Raw genomic sequence first — 19,448 nt, forward strand, 5'->3', positions numbered from 1 at the left:
TGCGCGCCGCCGATCGCGCCCCGCCACGCCGTCGCACGACCTGGGAATCCTCGGCGCTGACCTGGCGGTCTTCGAAGTCGCCGCAGATCAGCGGGGTATTGACAGAGAGCAGCCGTGGGCCGGTAGGTTCGGCCGGGTCCACCACAGGACGTCCGACCGGCGAACCTTCACGCAAGTGTCGAACGCCGCTGGGTCACGGGTGGTGTGCCGCACCGGCGCACCACCACTGGGAGCCAGGTCCAGCGCCCGCGACGCGGAGGCGAGGGAACGTATCAGCCGGTCGGCAGGTGTGACCCGGGTGGGGCCCGGACGCTCAGTAGACAACGGCTTTCGGTCGATCCGCAGCCAGCGGGTCCCAGGCCGGCCCGAAGGGCGCCGGGCCCCGATCCGCAGTACTTCCCGCCTCTCTCGGCGGCTCTTGTCCCGTGCGCCCGGCGGGCGCACGCGCCCCCGACCTCCGTGCCGTCGCTGCGCCCCTGGCCGGGGCCACTATGGTGGTCCTCTGCGTACGAACGAAGGGGCAGTAGTGAACGACGGCGGTCGGGTCTCCGAAGCAGGGGACCAGGGGAGGCAGTTCGGCTCGCTCGGCACGGCCTTGGTGATCATTCCGACCTACAACGAGGCGGAGAACATCCAGTCCATCGTCGGCCGGGTGCGCGCCGCCGTACCGGACGCGCACATCCTGGTCGCCGACGACAACAGCCCCGACGGCACCGGCAAGATCGCCGATGAGCTCGCGGCCGACGACGACCGGATCCACGTGCTGCACCGCAAGGGCAAGGAAGGGCTCGGCGCCGCCTACCTCGCGGGCTTCCGCTGGGGCCTGGACAACGACTACGGCGTGCTCGTCGAGATGGACGCCGACGGCTCCCACCAGCCGGAGGAGCTGCCCCGCCTGCTCACCGCGCTGAAGGGCGCCGACCTCGTGCTCGGCTCGCGCTGGGTGCCGGGCGGCCGGGTCGTCAACTGGCCCAAGCACCGCGAGTTCATCTCGCGCGGCGGCAGCACGTACTCGCGTCTGCTGCTCGACGTGCCCATCCGCGACGTGACGGGCGGCTACCGCGCCTTCCGCCGCGAGACCCTCGAAGGGCTCGGCCTCGGCGAGGTCGAGTCGCAGGGCTACTGCTTCCAGGTCGATCTCGCGCGCCGCGCCGTCAAGGCGGGCTACCACGTCGTCGAGGTGCCCATCACTTTCGTCGAGCGTGAGCTCGGGGACAGCAAGATGAGCCAGAACATCGTGGTCGAGGCGCTGTGGCGGGTCACCGCCTGGGGCGTGGGGGAGCGCGTCGGCAAGGTCATGGGCCGCAAGCAGCCCTGAAGCCGGTGTCCTGCCCCGGCCGGGCGGCCGGTACCGGCGGGGACCGGTCTTCTTGATCATCCCCTTTTCCCGGCCTGAGGCGCCGCCAGGCACACTGGGAGCATGACGACTGGCGCACCGCCTCCCATCCGACCCGCCCGGCCCCGGCGCTCCGGGCCCCTCAGGTTCCTGCCGCTCGGTATCGCTGCGTGGCTGGTCCTGGAGATTTGGCTGCTCACCGTCGTGGCGGGCGCCACGAACGGGCTCGTGGTCTTCCTGCTCCTGGTGGGCGGCCTCGTGCTCGGCTCCGCGGTGATCAAGCGTGCGGGGCGCCGGGCGTTCCGCAAGCTCAGCGAGGCGGTGCAACGGCAGCAGAGGGGTGAGACGCCCGCCGCGGAGAGCGGGGGCGGCGGCGCCCTGACGATGCTGGGCGGCCTGTTGATCATCCTGCCGGGGCTCATCTCGGACGCCCTGGGGCTCGTCCTGCTGATCCCGCCGGTCCAGAAGGCGCTGGGGCGGTATGCGGAGCGGACCTTCGAGCGCAAGGTGCGCGAGGCGACGCCAGGCGGCCTCGGGGACGCCTTCCAGCAGGCGCGCATGCACCGCCCCGACGGCAACATCGTCCAGGGTGAGGTCATCAGGGACGACGAGCCGCGGACACGGGGCGCGCACCCGGACGATCCGCAGCTGCCGCGCTGACTTCGGGGGGCGGAGAGAACCGGGAGCGGACAGCAAAGGGACGGGGCCACTGCTGAGCAGTGGCCCCGTCCCTCTGTGCTGTACTACGGCGCGCGGTAGGCGCGGAAGGCCGCCGTCAGGCGGACTTCCGGCTGTCCCGCGGGTGCACCGCGATGTTCATGGCGCCCGACCGGAGGACCGCGAGGCGCTCCTCCAGGACCTCTTCGAGTTCCTCTCGGGTACGGCGCTCCATGAGCATGTCCCAGTGCGTACGCGCCGGCTTGCCCTTCTTCTCCTCAGGTCCGTCGCCGTCTACGAGGAGTGCCTGGGCCCCGCAGACCTTGCACTCCCACTCCGGCGGGATCTCCGCCTCAACCGAGAACGGCATCTCGAAACGATGTCCGTTCTGGCATGCGTACTCCACGGCCTGGCGCGGAGCCAGGTCGATGCCGCGGTCGGTCTCGTAGCTTGTCACCACGAGACGCGTGCCGCGAAGAGCTCGCTCACTCATGAATCGTGCCTCCCGGGCTTGTCGCCCACAGGACAGGTGTCGCTGTCGTCGTCATCCGGTCAACGTCCGGTCGGCGGTAAAGATTCCCGTTCAGGGTCATGCGTCGCCGTCGTATGCCGCCCCTTGTTGTACCCACCAGTGCCCGGTTTGTCACATCTGGCAGCAGATGTCACCCAGCGTTTCTGAATTGTCAGCTCGCAGTAACGGTCCGCCTGGCAGGCCAAACGCGTACACTACCGGCCTTTGGCTCCAGTTGCTAAATCCGGGGCGGCACGGGATTGCCCGCGTCGCGTACCGCACGCCGCACGGGTACCCGTGAGAGCAGGACGAAACCGAGCAAAAAGAACGCCACGAGTGAGACGATCGCGTCCCGGTAGCTCCCCGTGAGCTGATAGGTGAGGCCGAAGATCAACGGTCCGAGCCAGGCCATCCCCCGGTCGCTGATCTCGTACGCGGAGAAGTACTCGGCCTCCTTCCCGCGCGGCACCAGGTGCGAGAAGAGCGAGCGGGACAGCGCCTGCGTGCCGCCGAGGACCAGGCCGATCCCCGCGGCCAGGACGAAGAACCACCCGGGCGCGCCGGCGGGCAGGAAGTAGCCGGCGCCGATCGTGGCCGTCCAGGCGGCGAGCGAGCCGAGAATGGTGCGCTTCGCGCCGTACGTACGGGCGAGCCGTCCCATGCCGAGCGCACCGGCGACCGCGAGCAGCTGGACGAGCAGCACCGCGACGATCAGCGTGGACTGGTCGAGGCCGAGCTCCTGCGACCCGTAGACGGAAGCCTGCGAGATCACCGTCTGCACGCCGTCGTTGTAGACGAGGTACGCCAGCAGGAACGCCAGGGTGTGGGGGTGGCGGCGCATGTCCCGCACCGTCTCCCGCAGCTGGTCGAGGCCCCCGCGCGCAGCCGTACCGCCCGCGCCCGCCGGACTCTCGCGGTCCCGCAGCCGCTTCAGGGGTACGAGGGTGAAGGCGCCCCACCACACGCCCGCCGACGCCAGGCAGATCCGCACCGCGGCCGACTCCGAGACGCCGAAGCTCTCATGGCCCAGGAACAGCACGAGGTTCGCCACCAGGACGAGCGCCCCCGACGCGTAGCCGAAGGCCCAGCCGCGCGAGGAGACCGCGTCGCGCTCCTCGGGAGGGGCGATCTGCGGCAGATAGGCGTTGTAGAGCACCATCGAGACGGCGAGCGAGGCATTGGCGACGATCAGCAGGAAGCCGCCGAGCAGGTAGCGGTCGCCGTCCAGGAAGAACATGCCCGCAGTGGCGGCCGCCCCCAGGTACGCGGCCACGGCGAGGAGCGGCTTCTTGCGCCCGGTGCGGTCGGCGGCCGCGGCCGCCGGCGGCATCACGAACACCGACACGAGCACGGACGCGGACACCGTGTACGCGAAGAAGGAGCCTGCCCGCACCGGGATGCCCAGCGGATGGACGTAACCCGCCGGATCCGCGGCGGCCTTGGCGATCTCCGTCAGATAGGGCCCGAGGAACACAGTCAGGACGCTCGTCGAATAGACCGAGCATGCCCAGTCGTAGAAGTACCAGCCCCGCTGTTCGTGCCGTCGTGCCGCGGCTGCGGCTCCGGCGTCGCGCGCCGGTGCCTTCACGGTGTCGGTGCCCACCCGTGACCTCGCTGTTCCCCGTGGTGCGACGCTGCCGTCGGGCGGTCAGACCCAGGTCCCCCGGTCCTTGAGCACCCCGCGCAGCGTCTCGATGTGATCGGAAACTATGCCATCCACGCCCAGGTCGAGCAGGGCGGTCATCCGCTCGGCGTCGTTGACGGTCCACACGTGGACCTGCAGCCCGCGCGCGTGGGCTGCCTTTACGAAGCGGTGGTCGACCACCCGGATCCCGCCGTGCGTCTCGGGCACCTGGGCGCAGACCGCGGAGCGGCGCAGGGCGGCGGGCACGCCGTAGGACTGCAGGCGCAGCGCCGCCACGCCCCGGGTGCCGAGCGAGGTGGCCAGGCGCGGGCCCGCCAGGCGCTGGGCCCTGGCCACGCGTGCCTCCGAGAACGACCCGACGCAGACGCGGTCCCAGCAGGAGGTGCGGCGCATCAGCTCGAGCAGCGGCAGGAGCGCGGACTCCGCCTTGACGTCCACGTTCCAGCGCACCTCGGGGAACGCCTCCAGAAGCTCTTCGAAGAGGGGCACCGGCTCGCTGCCCGCCACGCGCGCCCGGCGCACCTCCCGCCAGGGGAGGTCGATGATGCGCCCCGCCGCGTCCGTCACCCGGTCCAGCGTCGTGTCGTGGAAGGCGACGAGCCGGCCGTCGGCCGTGGCGTGCACATCGGTCTCGATGTAGCGGTAGCCGAGGTCGACGGCGCGTCGGAAGGCCGCCGCGGTGTTCTCCAGACCGTCCGCCGCGCCACCGCGGTGGGCGAGCGCGAGCGGCCCCGGATGATCGAGGTAGGGGTGGCGTACGTGCGTGGTCACCGCCGCAGTATCGCCTGCTCCGAGGGGCCGTCGCTGGTCACGGTCTGCACGGTGGCGGGCGCGGGGACGGCGAAGAGCCGCAGGAAGAACTGGGCCAGCGGACCGATGGCGAGGGCGTAGACGACCGTGCCGACGCCCACGGTGCCGCCCAGCGCGAAACCGGTGGCGACGACCGCCACCTCGACGAGCGTCCGCATCAGCCGGATGGAGCGTCCGGTGCGCCCGTGCAGGCCCGTCATCAGGCCGTCGCGGGGGCCGGGGCCGAACGCGGCCGCGATGTAGAGGCCTGTAGCCGCGCCGTTCAGGAGGATCCCGGACACCATGAGGAGGCCACGCGTGAGCGGGCCGTGCGCGTCGGGGAGCAGCGAGAGCGCGGCGTCCATCGCCAGACCGACGACGAAGACGTTCGAGACCGTGCCGAGTCCAGGACGCTGCCTGAGCGGGATCCACAGCAGCAGCACGGCGGCGCCCACGATGATGGAGACGACGCCGATCGAGAGGCCGCTGAGCTCCGCGAGCCCTTGGTGCAGCACGTTCCACGGCTCCAGGCCGAGACCCGACACCACGAGGAGCGCGGAGCTCACGCCGTACAGGGTGAGGCCCGCGTACAGCTGGAGCAGCCTTCGCGGCAGGTGCCGCCGTGCCGCCGTCGGTGTCGTCCCGGACATGTGATGCCCCCCGCTGTAGTGATAGTGGCCTGGTGCGTGTCACTCTGTGGCTTGTACGGTGCGGCCAACCATGGCCAATTCGAGGAAGGTGGACTGGAAATCATGGCTCAGTGGACTTCAGCGATGGGTTCGACGCAGCTCGCCCGTCTCCTGGCCTCCCAGCAGGACCGCCCGGCGGGCACCGGCACCCGCCGCCCGCCCGCCTACCGCGCCCTGGCCGACGGCATCCGGCTCCTCGTGCTCGAAGGCCGCGTACCGGTCGCCGCGCGCCTGCCCGCCGAGCGCGAACTCGCCCTCGCGCTCGCCGTCAGCCGTACCACCGTGGCCGCCGCCTACGAGGCGCTGCGCACCGAGGGCTTCCTGGAGTCCCGCAGGGGTGCGGGCAGCTGGACGGCCGTCCCGGCCGGAAACCCCCTCCCCGCGCGCGGGCTCGAACCGCTGCCGCCCGAGGCGCTCGGCTCCATGATCGACCTGGGCTGCGCCGCGCTGCCCGCGCCCGAGCCCTGGCTCACCCGCTCCGTCCAGGGCGCCCTCGAAGCGCTGCCGCCGTACGCCCACACGCACGGCGACTACCCGGCGGGGCTGCCCGCGCTGCGCGAGATGCTCGCCGAGCGCTACACCGCGCGCGGGATCCCCACCATGCCCGAACAGATCATGGTGACCACCGGCGCGATGGGTGCCATCGACGCCATCTGTCACCTCTTCGCGGGCCGCGGCGAACGCATCGCCGTGGAGTCCCCCTCGTACGCCAACATCCTGCAGCTGATGCGCGAGGCGGGCGCCCGTCTCGTCCCCGTCGCCATGGCGGAGGGGCTGCGGGGCTGGGACATGGACCGCTGGCGCCAGGTGCTGCGCGACGCGGCGCCCCGGCTCGCGTACGTCGTCGCGGACTTCCACAACCCGACGGGCGCGCTCGCCGACGAGGACCAGCGCAGGCAGCTCGTCGAGGCGGCCCGGTCCGCGGGCACGGTCCTCGTCGTCGACGAGACGATGAGCGAACTCGGACTCGACGCCGACCTCGCCATGCCGCGGCCCGTCTGCGGGTTCGACCCCGCGGGCTCGACCGTCGTCACCGTCGGCTCGGCGAGCAAGGCCTTCTGGGCGGGCATGCGGATCGGCTGGGTGCGGGCCGCCCCCGACGTGATCCGCAGCCTCGTGGCGGCGCGCGCCTACGCCGACCTCGGCACCCCCGTCCTCGAGCAGCTCGCCGTGAACTGGCTCCTCAACACCGGGGGCTGGCAGGCCGCCGTGGACGTGCGCAGGGAGCAGGCCAGGGAGAACCGCGACGCGCTGGTCGCCGCCGTCCGCCGCGAGTTGCCCGACTGGGAGTTCGACGTGCCGCGGGGCGGTCTGACGCTGTGGGTGCGCACCGGAGGCCTTTCGGGGTCCCGGCTCGCCGAAGTGGGTGAGCGGGTGGGCGTACGGGTCCCGTCGGGGCCGCGCTTCGGAGTGGACGGAGCCTTCGAGGGGTATGTGCGGCTGCCCTTCACCGTCGGGGGAGCGGTGGCCGAGGAGGCGGCGGTGCGGCTGGCCGCGGCGGCCCGGCTCGTGGAGACGGGCGCCGGCGCGGGTGCGCAGGCCGCCCACCCCTTCGTCGCCTGACGCCCGCCGGGCGGGTCAGCTCTCCGCGGGTACCGGGCGCGCCCCCGCGGCCTCCGGAGCGGCTTCCACGGGTGCGGGGACCGGGACCGTCTCCGGCGTCTGTGGGGCCGTCTCCGTCGCTTCCGCCGCCTCGGGGAGCGGCTCCGTCGCGGTGGTGTCCGCCGGGTCCGGCTCGGCGATCGGCTCAGGGAGCAGCTCCATGACCGCACGGCGGTGTGCCTCGCTGGTCGCGTCGTCGTAGGGGTCGGGCGTCGCGGGCACCTGGAGGCGGTGCACGGGCCCCCTGCCGAGCCGGGCGTAGCCACGGCCGGGCGGCACGTCCGACGTGGGCGTCGTGTGGGGCGGCGCCCCGAGAACCTCCTCCAGCTGGTCGACGGTGGCGGGCCCGAGCAGCACGCGCGCGCGTGTGTGCTGGTGCACGGCTTCGCTGAGCGCGTCCAGGGTGTCCAGCTGATCGGCCACCACGACCGTCACGTTGGCCGCCCTGCCGTGCCGCAACGGCACCTGAAGGAGCGACTGGGGGTCCCTGCGCCCGTCGGCCGCGGCGAGGTGGCCGAGGATGCTCGGGCGGTCGAGGAGGATCCACAGGGGGCGCTTGGTGTCCTCGGGCGGCGGGTGGCCCGCCTGGCGTGCGCGGTTCGCCGAGATGAGGCGGCGCTCGGTCTCATGGGCGGCCCATTCGAGGCTGGCGAGGGCGCCGGTGAGCCCGCACTCGACGGCGAGGACGCCGCCGCGCCCTGTCAGGCAGGCGTAGTCGCCGGTGCCGCTGCCCTCGACGATGAGGACGTCGCCGTACTGCAGGGCCTGCAGGGCGATGGAGCGCAGCAGCGTCGTCGTGCCGCTGCCCGGCTGCCCGGCGATGAGCAGGTGCGGCTCGGTGGAGCGGAAACCGGTGCGCCACACGACGGGGGGCACGTCGCGGTGCTCCTCGCCGTCGGTCACCGGCAGGGTGCGCTGGACGCCGGTCTCGTCGGTGAAGCCGAGCACGGCCTCTCCGGGGGCGGTGACGAAGCGCTGGGCGGCGATGTCGGTGGGCAGCGGGGAGAGCACCGAGACGGTCAGCTGGTTGCCCTCCTCGTCCCATGCGAAGTGGTACTCGCGGCCGCGCCCCGACTTGGCGTGCAGCAACTGCTCGATCCGCGCGCGGGACTCGGCCTCGCCGTCCGTGAAGTATGCGGGGTAGCGCACCACGAGCCGGGAGATCCGCCCGGTGTCGTCGAAGTCGTACTCGGTGAAGGCCTTGTCCCATTCGCCGCCGTGCGCGAAGAGCGGGGCGGGGTCCTCGGGGACCGAGAAGTACGGGACGAGCGCTTCGTAGAGGGACTGCAGCCGCTGTGTCTGCGCGTCGTCCGGGCCCTCCGGCTCCGGAGCGGTGCGCTCGCGGCCCGTCCACGCGGCGGCCGCCATCAGGCAGATGGCGGCGAGCAGCGGTCCGAAGGGGACGAGCGCCACGACCAGGACCACGGAGGCCACCAGGAACAGCAGGGGACTGCGCTTGTCCTTGGGGGTCTCGGTCCATCTGCGCCGGCCGGCGGCCGCCAGCCGGCGCAGCCCGCGCGTGATCGTGATCAGCGGGTGGAGGACGTCGGTGGCGCTGTCGGCCGCGGACCGGGCGAGCTCCCGGCTCCTTGCGATGGATGCGGTGCCGTTGCTCAGAATGCGGGGGAGGGGGCGCCTGGCCACGTCTGTCTCCTGGAGGTGCGTACGAGAGGCGAAAGCGTCAGAACTTGATCCCGCCGAGGAGGCTCGCCAGGCTCGCGCTGCCGGCCTTGATGCTCGGGGCGATGGCGGTGCCCGCGAGGAAGAAGCCGAAGAGCGCGCAGACCATCGCGTGGGACCCCTTGAGCCCGTCCTTGCGGAAGAAGAGGAAGACGATGATGCCGAGCAGCACGACACCCGAAATGGAAAGAATCATGACGGTTCTCCTGGTTGGTGGGGACAGTCACCATGAGTTCTTCCAGGTTCACAGCATGTATCCATACGACAAAAGGTGCAAAAGGGTTAATTAGCAGCCATTTCACCTGAATGGCGGAGTCCGGGCGGCTGTGCGGGAGCGGGCCCGGCCGGCCTGCCGCTCCGGTCGCGCCCCAGGCGTGATCTTTGCCGCGGGCGGGCCGCGTCATGTGCCCGCGAGGGCAGTACCCTGTCGATTCACTCGTACGGCTGCACCGGCGGCACACCCAGAAAGGCGGACGCCCCCATGAGCGAAGCCCCCGACCCCGAGGTCGTGGAGCTGGCGACCAAGATCTTCGATCTGGCACGTCAGGGCGATGCCGCCGCGCTCGCCGCCTACGTCGACGCGGGCGTCCCCGCGAACCTCACCAACGACAGCGGGGACTCGCTGGTGATGCTTGCGGCCTACCACGGGCACGCCGACGCGGTCCGCTCCCTGGTGGAGCGCGGCGCGGACACCAACCGCGCCAACGACCGGGGCCAGACGCCGCTCGCCGGCGCGGTCTTCAAGGGCGCGGACGCGGTGATCCGAGCCCTCCTGGAGGGCGGCGCGGATCCGGCCGCGGGGACGCCCTCGGCGATCGACACCGCCCGCATGTTCGAAAAGGCGGAGCTGCTCAAGCTGTTCGGGGCTGCCTGAACGGGGTAGCTGACCAGCAATAACGGGGGCGCTGGAAATGTGGTCGCGGCGGACCTGACCGCCGGGTCATCATGACGACGTGATTCACGGACGCGACGGCGGGGCGGTTGGTGCCGCGCCGCGTGGACCGTGAGCGGCCCGCCCCCGGACCTCCCGTCCGGGACCCCTGGGCCATGGACGAGAGGCAGAGGAAGATGGTCTTCGACAAGCAAGAGACGGCGGGCGGCCCGACGTGTTGGCGCACGGCCAGGTAATGCGTGATTCCCGGTTGCGTCGACGCTTGATGTGAGGCTGTTTCCCATGTTCGATCCGGTCATAGCGCCCAGCGGTACGCTGCTCGGCCTGCTGCAGAGGGGCCGCGGCGACGGCACGCTGCACGCGCTCACCGCCCCACGCTCCGAGGCGCTCGCCGCCCTCGACCAGTGCGTGCTCAGCGACCCCCGCCACGACTGGCAGGTGGAGAACCGCTCGCTGTACTACGCCCGGCTCTACCTCGACCTGCACGGCGGGCTCGGTGAGATCGAGCGGCACCTCTTCGCCGCCGAGGACGTCCTGAACACGGACGACTCGCGCACCGGCCTCGCCCTGGCCGTCCTCGGGCACCTCGCCTCGTACGGCAGGCAGGACGCCCTCGAACTGCTGCGGAGGTACGCGGCGTTCGGCTCCAACTGGGCGTGGGCCCTCGACGAGCTGGCGCTGCGCGACGACGACGGGGGCCTGCGCGCCCTCGCCGCCCCCGTGCTCGCCAGGTTCGCCCCCGACGCCGAGGGTGAGGCCGAACTGGCCGCCGCCGTCCGCGACGCCTACGAACCGAGGCCCTGGCGCCTCTGGGAAGAGGACCCCCGCGCCGATATCGGCGCCCGCGTGCGCGCCGCGCGGGAACAGGGCTCCTTCGACCGCTGGCAGCGCCAGATGTGGCCCGCGGGACCGCGCCCCGGATGGAGCGTCCAGGCCGTCTTCGACTGGGCGCAGGAGGGCCTCGAACGGGGCGCCGTGCTGTACGTGCCCGCGGCCCGCTGCCTGTCCGCCGTCGCGGGCCCCGACGACCGGCCCGAGATCCTCGAGGCCGCGCGGTCGGGCTCGGACGGGGCGCGCGGCACCGCCCTGCGCTACCTCGCCGACATCCACGACCCCGCCGTTCTCGACCTCATCGAGTACGCCGCACAGGGCCCGTCCCAAGCGGTGACCGACGCCGCGACCGACGCCTTCGAGCGGATGCGGAGCGTCGCCGCCGTGGAGCGCGCCCGGCGCTGGGCCTACCGCCCCGACGCCCTGGGCGCCGCCGCCGGGCGGATGCTCGCCTGCCGGGGCGGCGCGCAGGACAGCAAGCTCGTGCTCGCCGCGCTCCGTGAGGCCGTCCGCGGCGAAGGCCCCGACGCGCCGACGCTGTGGACCCTCGTCGACGGCGCGGGACGCCTCGGCATCGCCTGCGCCGCACCCGTGCTGCGGCACGTCTACAGAGAGACCGCCTCCTCCCACCTCCGCGGTCGCGCCGCCCGCGCGCTGGCCGCCACCGACCCCTCCTTCGCCGCCGGATTCGCCGTCGAGTGCCTGTGGGACTGCGAGGAGTCCACCCGCGAGGTCGCCGCACGGCACGCCGAGACCGGTGACGCCCGGGTGGTCAACCGGCTCCGCAGGCTCGCCTCCGACCCAGCCGAGGAGGACGACGTACAGACGGCGGTACGCAGCAGGATCGGGCCGGACGCGCCCGCCGTGTAGACGCGGTCGGGCGCGCGAGGGGTCAGCCACAGGCGCTCAGCGCCGCCCGGTGCCGACGAAACGCAGCGGCGTGCCCGGGCGTGCCTGGGCCGCCGCGGCCAGATCGGCCTCCCGGACCACCGCCACCACCGGATAGCCCCCGGTGGTCGGGTGATCGGCCAGGAAGACGACGGGCCTGCCGTCCGGCGGCACCTGGACCGCGCCGAGAACCATCCCCTCGCTCGGCAGTTCGCCCTGGAACGCCCGCTCCAGGGCGGGGCCCTCGGTACGCAGGCCGATGCGGTTGCTCGCCGCGGACACCCGGTACGTGCGCGTGGTGAGCGTCCGCAGAGCCGCCGGCGTGAACCAGTCGGACCGCGGCCCGAGCGTCACCCGCAGCACCAGCTCCTGGGGCGGCGCGGGCTGCGGAACGGTGTCCACGCGTGCGTGCGTGCCGCTCGGGTCCCCCAGCGGCAGCACCGCGCCGGCCGCGAGAGGCGGAGGGCCGAGCCCGGACAGCAGGTCCGTGGAGCGGCTGCCGAGCACAGGGCGCACGGCCACGCCGCCGTCGAAGGCCACGTAGCACCGCACTCCGAAGAGGGCGGGTCCGATCTCCAGGAGCGCTCCGGCGGGTACCCGTACCGGCGCCCCCCAGGGCGCGGGACGGCCGTTCACGCTCACCGGGCAGGGCGCGCCGCCGACCGCGACCGTCACGGGGCGGCGCGGGCGCACGGCGCAGCCGTCGAGAGTGGTCTCCAGGACGGCGGCGTCGGGCGGATTGCCGACCAGGCGGTTGACCAGGCGGGCCGTGGGCGGGTCGAGAGCCCCCGAGCGCGGCACCCCGAGATGGGCGTGGCCGGGGCGCCCGAGGTCCTGCACGGTGGTCAGCGCCCCGGCCCGCACGACGGCGAAGGCACGGCCGGTCATCGAGCCTCCGGTGCGGTACTGGGTGTGTCCGAGGGGGCTTTCGGTACGAAGCGGACGCGGACGCCGGGGGAGAGGAGCGCGGCGGGCACGCGCGCGTGGTCCCACAGCACGGCGTCCGTCGAGCCGATCAGCTGCCAGCCGCCGGGCGAGGCGCGGGGGTAGACGCCCGTGTACGGACCGGCCAGGGCGACGCTGCCCGCGGGGACGGAGGTGCGGGGCGTGGCCCGGCGCGGCACCGCGTAGCGCTCCGGCAGTCCGGTCAGGTAGCCGAAGCCGGGCGCGAACCCGCAGAAGGCCACGCGGAACGCGGTCGCCGAGTGGATCCGCGCCACCTCGGCCGCGGGCACGCCCCAGTGCGCCGCCACGTCCGCGAGATCCGGCCCGTCGTACCGCACCGGGAGTTCCAGGACGTCCCCCGCGCGCGCGGGCAGCGGCGGGATCTCCCAGCCGGGCAGCTCCGCCCCGACGCGGCCGGGCTCGTCGAGGCCGTCGAGGAGCACCGTGCGGGCCGCAGGGACGATCTCCCCTACCCGCAGGGAGCCCGCCGCGCGGCGGCGCAGCAGCTCGGCGTGGAGCGCCTGGGCCTCGGTGCCGTCGGCGAGTTCGACCAGGAGCGCCCGGTCCCCGACGGGCAGCACCCTCATGCGAAGGCCTCCACCCGCACGCCCGCGCCCTCCAGCGCCGCCCGCACCCGACGGGCCAGATCCACCGCGCCCGGGGTGTCGCCGTGCAGGCAGAGCGAGCGTGCGCGGACCGCGATCTCGCGGCCTCCGTGGGAGGTGACGACCCCGGCCCCGGCGATGCCGACGGACCGCGCGACGACGGCGTCCGCGTCCATGACGACCGCACCCGCGCTGGACCGTGGCACCAGAGTGCCCTCGTCGGTGTAGGCGCGGTCCGCGAACGCCTCGGTGACGACCGGGAGCCCGGCCTTCCCCGCGGTCGCCAGGAGGCGCGATCCGGGCAGCCCCAGGAGAGGCAGGGACGCGTCGGCGAGGAGCACCCCTTCGACGACCGCGTGGGCCTGCTCCTCGTCGTGGACGACGCGGTTGTAGAGCGCGCCGTGCGGCTTCACGTACGACACGCGCGTGCCCGCCGCGCGGGCGAACACCGCCAGGGCGCCGATCTGGTACGCCACTTCGGCGGCCAGCTCCGCGGCCGGCACCTCCATGGCGCGCCGCCCGAAGCCCGCCAGGTCGCGGTAGGAGACCTGCGCGCCGATCCGCACCCCGCGTTCGGCGGCGCGGTCGCAGACCCTGCGCATGGTCACCGGGTCCCCGGCGTGGAACCCGCACGCCACGTTGGCGCTGGTGACGACGGACAGGAGCGCCTCGTCGTCGGTCAGGTGCCAGCGGCCGAAGCCCTCGCCGAGGTCGGCGTTGAGGTCGATCGATGTGGTGCTCATCTGCGGAGGTCTCCAGGGGGTTCTCGACGGTCGGACCCGGTGGTCAGACCACGCGGTACTGCTCGTCGCGGGCGTCGGTGAGGAACATCCTGCCCGGCGCGTGCGTGATCGCGAACGGTGGCCGCGACGCCATCACCGCGGCCTGCGGCGTCACGCCGCACGCCCAGAACACCGGGATGTCGTCGGGGCCGACGGCCACCGCGTCGCCGAAGTCGGGGCGGTCCAGATGGTCGATGCCGAGCCCGGCGGGGTCGCCGCAGTGCACCGGACTGCCGTGCACCGCGGGCATCAGGGCGCTCTCCATGATGGCGTCGGAGAGACACCGGGGCGGCACGGGACGCATCGACACCACCAGGGGGCCGTGCAGGCGGCCCGCGGGGCGGCACGGGCGCGCGGTCACGTACATCGGGACGTTGCGGCCCTGTTCGATGTGGCGCAGCGGGACGCCGGCCTCGGCGAGCGCCCACTCGAAGGTGAAGCTGCAGCCGATGAGGAAGGTCACCAGGTCCTCGCGCCAGCGGCCGACGACGTCCGTGGGCTCGTCGAGAAGTTCACCGTCCTCCCAGACGCGGTAGAGCGGCAGATCGGTGCGGAGGTCGGCGCCCGGGGCGAGCGGGGTCGACCAGGAGCCCGCGTCCGTGACGTCGAGGACCGGGCAGGGCTTCGGGTTGCGCTGGCAGAAGAGCAGCATCTCGTACGCCCAGTCGGCGGGGACGGAGATGAGGTTGGCCTGGGTGAAGCCCGCCGCCCAGCCCGCGGTGGGGCCCGTCTCGCCCGAGCGGAACGCCGCGCGGGCCTCCTTGGCGCTGTGGACCGCCCCGGTGGTCACAGGAGCTCCCTCCCCCGGGTCTCGGGCAGGCCGAGCAGCGCGACGACGGCGAGGCCGTAACCGATCGCTCCGAAGACCAGCGCCCCGCCGACGCCCCAGCTGTCGGCCAGGAAGCCGACCATGGTCGGGAAGACGGCGCCGACCGCGCGGCCCGTGTTGTACGTGAAGCCCTGTCCCGTACCGCGCACGGCGGCCGGGTACAGCTCGCTGAGGAACGAACCGAAGCCGCTGAAGATCGCCGACATGCAGAAGCCCAGCGGGAAACCGAGCACGAGGAGCAGGCCGTTGGCCCCGTCCGGGATGTGTGTGTACGCGAGGACGCTGGCCGCGGAGAGGAACGCGAAGAGCGTGATGTTCCGTTTGCGGCCGAGCCTGTCGGTGAGGTAGCCGCCGGTCAGATAGCCGATGAAGGCGCCCGAGATCAGGAAGGCCAGATAGCCGCCGGTGCCGACGACGGTCAGGCCCCGGTCCTCCTTCAGATACGTGGGCACCCAGGTGGCCAGCGTGTAGTAGCCGCCCTGCACACCCGTGGACAGCAGCACCGCGAAGCACGTGACGCGCAGCAGTCCCGGCTTGAAGATGGCCGTGAACGACCCCTTGTGGGAACTCTTGCGGCGCTCCTCGGCAGCCTCGGGGGCGTCGTGCACGTTGCGGCGCACGTAGATCACGAGCAGTGCGGGCAGCGCGCCGGTCCAGAACATCACGCGCCAGGCGACGTCGTCGTCCAGGAACTGGAACACCAGGGTGTAAACGATCACCGCGAGCCCCCAGCCCACGGCCCAGGAGCTCTGGATCGCCCCCAGCGTGCGTCCGCGGTTCCTGGCGGTCGCGTACTCGGCGACGAGGATCGCGCCGACCGCCCACTCGCCGCCGAAACCGAGCCCCTGGAGGGCGCGGAAGACCAGCAGCGTCTCGTAGTTGGGCGCGAAACCGCAGGCGACGGTGAAGACTGCGTACGTGACGACCGTGATCATCAGCGCCTTGACGCGGCCGATCCGGTCGGCGACCACACCCGCGATGGCGCCGCCCACGGCGGAGACGACGAGCGTGACGGTGGTGAACAGGCCCGTCTGACCGCTGTCGAGGCCGAAGTAGGCGGAGAGCGCCACCATGCTCAGCGGCAGCGTGAAGTAGTCGTACGAGTCGAGCGCGTAGCCCCCGAAGGCGCCGGCGAAGGCGCGCCGACCGCGCGGCCCGAGGGCGCGCAGCCAGCCGAAGGCGCCGCTGTCGTCGGGGAGTTCGCCCTGTTCGGGGCGGAGTCCGGGCGGAGCGGTGCGGGCGGGTGGGGGCGGTGGGGTCGTGCTCATGGGCACCTCGCGGGAGAGGGGGACGGAGGGTGCTGGAGCCTGCGGTCGCGGCCCGTCGGAACGAGCCGTGCCCGACAACGTAGAGGATCGTTGAACGATCCCTCAATACCCGTGTTGTTTCGTTCTCCGCTCTGCGATTGAATCCGGGCATGGCTGAGGCGATGGCTGACGTGAGCGGACTGGCCGACGACCGTGTGCTCCTGGGGCGCACGAGCACCGCGGAGCGGGTCTCGGACATCCTCAGGGCCCGCATCGCCGAGGGCTACTTCCCGCCCGGGACCCGCCTCTCCGAAGACAGCATCGGCGGCGCGCTCGGCGTCTCCCGCAACACCCTGCGGGAGGCCTTCCGGCTGCTCACGCACGAACGGCTCCTTGAGCACCAGCTCAACCGGGGCGTTTTCGTGCGAGTCCTCACGATCGAGGACGTAAAAGACATCTACCGCATGCGCCGGCTCGTCGAGTGCGCGGTCGTCCGCGGCCTCGGCGAGCCCCCGTACGCCCTCGACGCGGTGGCGGATGCCGTCGCGGACGGCGTACGCGCGGCGGCGGAACAGGAGTGGCGGAGCGTCTCCACCGCCAACATCCACTTCCACCGGGAGCTCGTCGCCCTCGCGGGCAGCGCCCGCACCGACGAGCTCATGCGCAGCGTCCTGGCCGAACTCCGCCTGGCCTTCCACGTCGTGGACGACCCGCGCCGCCTCCACGAGCCCTACCTCGAACGCAACAAGCAGATCCTCGCCGCCCTGCTGACGGGAGACGCCGGACGGGCCGAACGACTGCTCGCCGACTACCTGGAGGATTCCCTCGAAGGCCTCGTCGAGGTGTACGGGCGCCGGGTCGGCGCGGGCGGCTGAGCCGGTCGCTTCTGCGCCGTTTCGACCGTTGTCAGACCGAGGACCTAGTCTGTGCACCGTGACTTCGCCTGCCGTTACGGACACTGCTCCGCCCCAGCTCAGCGCGGGGCCGCGGCCCGCTCAGGGCCCGGCCGCCGACGAGGGCCTGGCGCGCCGCCTGCGCGCGCTCGCCTGCACCGCTCCGCTGCACGACCTCGACGTGCGCAAGGCCAATCTCGCGGGCGAGTACTCGGTGTACGCGATGGCGGAGGTGGCCCTCGCCGCCATCGACCTCGTCACGCTGAACATGGACTTCGACACCGGCGCCGACCACGAGCAGATCGTCGCCAGGCTGCTGCCGCGCGTCGCAGCCCAGGCCCCGCGCCGCCCGGCCGCCGAGCACGAGCGGGTGGCCCGCTGGGTCCTGGAGAACCTGATCAACGTCGGCAGCGTCGACCGCGGCTTCCGCGCCGTGTACGGCACGTTCACCCCCGACGGCACCTATGTCCGCAGGGACTACGACTTCAAGCTCCTCGAAGAGGTCCCCGGCTACGGCGGCGGTGTCTTCCTGCGCACGACCGACGAAGCGGTCAACGTCCTGGTCGGAGCCCTGGACACCGACGTCACCAGCGCCCAGATCGCCGCCGAGGTGAAGCTGGAGGTCCTGATCAGGCGCGGCCGGCTCGCCGACGCCCAGCTCGCCGCCGAGCAGGCCCGCTACCGGACCGTGCAGTACTCGGAATCCCTGCGCAAGGCCCTCGACGCCACCCGGCGCAACGTCCGCGCGGTGGACTGGCTCCAGGCCGTCCCCGACATGATCGCGGAAGCCCTCGACCACGTCGCCGACCGCTACCGCCACGAGAATGCCATCCTGACCAACATCCGCAAGGTGCGCGACGAGTCCGAGGCCGCCTCCGACTCCAAGGCGGGCGAGCACAAGCGCCGCGCCGCCGAGCTGGTCGACATCGTCAAGGACTGCATCCGCCGCCATACGCAGCTGCAGTCCCGACTCCTCGAAGCGGGCCCGCTGTTCCGCGCCGAGCAGGACCGGCAGGCCTTCGCCGCCCCCACCGCGCGCGCGGGCCTCGATCTGTACGGCCAGCTGCTCGCGCCCCTCCTGCCGCTCCCCGCCGAGCAGGCGACCCGCGTGACGGACGCCTTCTTCGCGCGCGGGACCGGGCTGCGCACACCGGTCTCCGTCCGCGTGGGCGACCTCGTCGACATACTGCTCACGCCGCCCGTGGAGCGCGAGCACCTCGGCGCCGAGATGCCCGAGCCCGACCTCATCGCCACCCCGGACGACAGCCGCTTCAGCGAGGAGCAGCTCGCGAGCGCCATGGACCTGCTCGACCTGCCCGCCGACGCGCCCCGCAGGCTCTCCGGCCTCCTTGCCGACGCCCGCCGCCGCGACCCCGAACTGCCCTACCTGGTCGCCCTGCTGGCCGTCCACGCGGCAAGCCCGCCGGTCGGCACCGCCTACCGCCAGGGCGAGGAGAAGCTGCTCTTCGCCGTGGACGACGGCACCGAGCTCGACGACGAGGAGTTCGGCGGCGCCGACCTCGTCGTCGGCACGGCCCTCCTGGACGCCGCCGGCATGGCGGCAGGACGGACGGAGGCGGCCTGATGCCCACGACAGAGCACGCCACGCCGCCGGGCACCCCCGAGCGCGTACGCCCCGTCCACCACGACGTACGACCCGCTCACCACGACGTACGACCCGCTCACCACGACGTACGACCCGTTCACCGCCGCAAGGAGCACACGCCGTGACCGACCACCCCGCAGAGCACGCCGCGTGGGGCGAGCCGGACTCCGCGGCGGCGCCCTCCGCCCCCGCGCCCGTCACCCCGGCCGACGCCGCCGACGCCGCCCGGCTCGTCTCCTTCGGCCTGCAGCCCAAGCTCCAGCCCGCCCGCGACCAGGAGTACGGCGACCTGCTCCGCCGCTACCGCGAGGACCCGCCCTTCGCGCGGCTCGCCGACGCCGTCGCCACCGGGCTCGGCCTCGTCGTCCTGGAGGTGTCCCCGCGCGCGGGGATGGCCGTGACCGCCGAGGAGGACTCCGTCTTCGCCGTCCGCATGGGCGACTACGCCCGCCGCGCGGCGACCGACTCCACCGACCGCTTCCTGCACGGCCTCGCCCACCTCGCCGTCGCCGCCATGGCCTTCCCGCGCCCCGAGGACCTCGCCGACGACGGCTACATCGGCCGGGTCACGGTCAACGGCGTCGACGCGTTCGTGCGCCAGGCCTGCCACCGCCTGGAGGAGCGCGCCGAGGAGCAGGGCGAGAACACCGACCCGGCCACCGACGCTCCCGGTCTCGAAGCCGCCTGGCGGATCTGGGCGCGCCGCAGTTCGACCGGCGCCACCAAGGACGCCCGCCGCCTCGCCGGTTCCACCACCGGCATCGTCGCCAAGGCCGTCGCCTTCCTCACCGAATCCGGCTTCCTGCAGCGGACGGGCGACGACTCCGGAGGCACCTACCGCACCACGGCCCGCTACCAGCTCCAGGTCCGCGACATGGCGGGCAGCGCGGCCATGGCGGAACTCCTGGAGCTCGGCGTCGTACCGGTCACGGACGGTTCGGCGACACTGCTGCCGCCCGAAGACACCGACGACCTGGAGCTGGCCGCCGACGCGGGGCTGCCGTTCCACTCCTGACCCCGC

At 72.9% G+C, this 19,448-nt stretch carries 20 protein-coding genes; 9 read left to right on the forward strand and 11 right to left on the reverse strand.

Features of this window, described 5'->3' with window-relative positions; genetic code table 11:
• Positions 1–526: 526 nt before the first annotated feature.
• The gene (locus ACFVYR_RS27265) at positions 527–1,318 is read left to right on the forward strand and encodes a polyprenol monophosphomannose synthase (RefSeq protein ID WP_384261313.1); all 792 of its coding nucleotides are present in this window, start codon (positions 527–529) and stop codon (positions 1,316–1,318) included.
• Between the two features lie 102 nt (positions 1,319–1,420).
• Positions 1,421–1,996, forward strand: a complete 576-nt coding sequence (gene fxsA, locus ACFVYR_RS27270) for an FxsA family membrane protein (RefSeq protein WP_384261316.1) — start codon at positions 1,421–1,423, stop codon at positions 1,994–1,996.
• Between the two features lie 115 nt (positions 1,997–2,111).
• Here fxsA and ACFVYR_RS27275 read toward each other — a convergent pair whose 3' ends face one another.
• The 4 genes from ACFVYR_RS27275 to ACFVYR_RS27290 all read right to left on the reverse strand — a co-directional run bounded on the left by ACFVYR_RS27275 (position 2,112) and on the right by ACFVYR_RS27290 (position 5,588).
• The gene (locus ACFVYR_RS27275) at positions 2,112–2,486 is read right to left on the reverse strand and encodes an RNA polymerase-binding protein RbpA (RefSeq protein ID WP_030360404.1); all 375 of its coding nucleotides are present in this window, start codon (positions 2,484–2,486) and stop codon (positions 2,112–2,114) included.
• A gap of 256 nt (positions 2,487–2,742) precedes the next feature.
• Positions 2,743–4,107, reverse strand: coding sequence for an MFS transporter (locus ACFVYR_RS27280; protein WP_384261320.1), 1,365 nt, complete (start codon positions 4,105–4,107; stop codon positions 2,743–2,745).
• 45 nt (positions 4,108–4,152) lie between these two features.
• Positions 4,153–4,920 (reverse strand): glycerophosphodiester phosphodiesterase, encoded by a 768-nt coding sequence (locus tag ACFVYR_RS27285; protein ID WP_384261323.1) that lies wholly within the window; start codon positions 4,918–4,920, stop codon positions 4,153–4,155.
• Positions 4,917–5,588, reverse strand: a complete 672-nt coding sequence (locus ACFVYR_RS27290) for a YitT family protein (protein WP_384261326.1) — start codon at positions 5,586–5,588, stop codon at positions 4,917–4,919. The genes ACFVYR_RS27285 and ACFVYR_RS27290 overlap by 4 nt, the downstream gene beginning before the upstream one ends.
• A gap of 102 nt (positions 5,589–5,690) precedes the next feature.
• Here ACFVYR_RS27290 and ACFVYR_RS27295 point away from each other — a divergent pair, with 102 nt between their 5' ends.
• Entirely contained in the window at positions 5,691–7,190 is a 1,500-nt protein-coding gene (locus ACFVYR_RS27295) for a PLP-dependent aminotransferase family protein (RefSeq protein ID WP_384261328.1), read from the forward strand.
• Positions 7,191–7,205: 15 nt separating this feature from the next.
• On the opposite strand, the gene ACFVYR_RS27300 is transcribed toward ACFVYR_RS27295, so the two are convergent.
• Entirely contained in the window at positions 7,206–8,873 is a 1,668-nt protein-coding gene (locus ACFVYR_RS27300; protein WP_384261331.1) for an ATP-binding protein, read from the reverse strand.
• Between the two features lie 37 nt (positions 8,874–8,910).
• Positions 8,911–9,105, reverse strand: coding sequence for a hypothetical protein (locus tag ACFVYR_RS27305; RefSeq protein ID WP_384261334.1), 195 nt, complete (start codon positions 9,103–9,105; stop codon positions 8,911–8,913).
• Positions 9,106–9,390: 285 nt separating this feature from the next.
• Between ACFVYR_RS27305 and ACFVYR_RS27310 the strand changes: the two genes are divergently transcribed.
• Entirely contained in the window at positions 9,391–9,783 is a 393-nt protein-coding gene (locus tag ACFVYR_RS27310) for an ankyrin repeat domain-containing protein (protein WP_384261336.1), read from the forward strand.
• Between the two features lie 300 nt (positions 9,784–10,083).
• Positions 10,084–11,502 (forward strand): HEAT repeat domain-containing protein, encoded by a 1,419-nt coding sequence (locus ACFVYR_RS27315; protein WP_384261339.1) that lies wholly within the window; start codon positions 10,084–10,086, stop codon positions 11,500–11,502.
• A 36-nt stretch (positions 11,503–11,538) separates the two neighbouring features.
• Here ACFVYR_RS27315 and ACFVYR_RS27320 read toward each other — a convergent pair whose 3' ends face one another.
• The 5 genes from ACFVYR_RS27320 to ACFVYR_RS27340 are packed head-to-tail and all read right to left on the reverse strand — an operon-like array spanning position 11,539 to position 15,949.
• Positions 11,539–12,408 carry a biotin-dependent carboxyltransferase family protein gene (locus ACFVYR_RS27320; protein ID WP_384261340.1) on the reverse strand — a complete coding sequence of 290 codons (870 nt, stop codon included), beginning with the start codon at positions 12,406–12,408 and terminating at the stop codon, positions 11,539–11,541.
• Entirely contained in the window at positions 12,405–13,052 is a 648-nt protein-coding gene (locus ACFVYR_RS27325; protein WP_384261343.1) for an allophanate hydrolase subunit 1, read from the reverse strand. The genes ACFVYR_RS27320 and ACFVYR_RS27325 overlap by 4 nt, the downstream gene beginning before the upstream one ends.
• A complete protein-coding gene (locus ACFVYR_RS27330; protein WP_384261345.1) occupies positions 13,049–13,813 on the reverse strand; it encodes a LamB/YcsF family protein in 765 nt (254 codons plus the stop codon). The genes ACFVYR_RS27325 and ACFVYR_RS27330 overlap by 4 nt, the downstream gene beginning before the upstream one ends.
• Positions 13,814–13,856: 43 nt before the next feature.
• Positions 13,857–14,642: a putative hydro-lyase gene (locus ACFVYR_RS27335; RefSeq protein ID WP_384261348.1), complete on the reverse strand. Its 786-nt coding sequence runs from the start codon at positions 14,640–14,642 to the stop codon at positions 13,857–13,859.
• Entirely contained in the window at positions 14,639–15,949 is a 1,311-nt protein-coding gene (locus ACFVYR_RS27340; RefSeq protein ID WP_384261351.1) for an MFS transporter, read from the reverse strand. Before ACFVYR_RS27340 ends, ACFVYR_RS27335 begins: the two co-directional genes overlap by 4 nt.
• 149 nt (positions 15,950–16,098) lie before the next feature.
• Here ACFVYR_RS27340 and ACFVYR_RS27345 point away from each other — a divergent pair, with 149 nt between their 5' ends.
• Genes ACFVYR_RS27345 through ACFVYR_RS27360 form a run of 4 tightly spaced genes read left to right on the forward strand, consistent with a single transcriptional unit; the run spans position 16,099 to position 19,442 of the window.
• Positions 16,099–16,803 (forward strand): GntR family transcriptional regulator, encoded by a 705-nt coding sequence (locus tag ACFVYR_RS27345; RefSeq protein WP_384261353.1) that lies wholly within the window; start codon positions 16,099–16,101, stop codon positions 16,801–16,803.
• A 58-nt stretch (positions 16,804–16,861) separates the two neighbouring features.
• On the forward strand, positions 16,862–18,406 hold the full coding sequence (locus ACFVYR_RS27350) for a hypothetical protein (RefSeq protein WP_384261356.1): 1,545 nt from the start codon (positions 16,862–16,864) through the stop codon (positions 18,404–18,406).
• On the forward strand, positions 18,406–18,552 hold the full coding sequence (locus ACFVYR_RS27355) for a hypothetical protein (protein ID WP_384261358.1): 147 nt from the start codon (positions 18,406–18,408) through the stop codon (positions 18,550–18,552). Before ACFVYR_RS27350 ends, ACFVYR_RS27355 begins: the two co-directional genes overlap by 1 nt.
• Positions 18,549–19,442 carry a hypothetical protein gene (locus tag ACFVYR_RS27360; RefSeq protein WP_384261361.1) on the forward strand — a complete coding sequence of 298 codons (894 nt, stop codon included), beginning with the start codon at positions 18,549–18,551 and terminating at the stop codon, positions 19,440–19,442. The genes ACFVYR_RS27355 and ACFVYR_RS27360 overlap by 4 nt, the downstream gene beginning before the upstream one ends.
• Positions 19,443–19,448 lie beyond the last annotated feature (6 nt).

This window comes from Streptomyces sp. NPDC058284 (genome assembly GCF_042881135.1).
Taxonomy (GTDB): Bacteria; Actinomycetota; Actinomycetes; order Streptomycetales; family Streptomycetaceae; genus Streptomyces.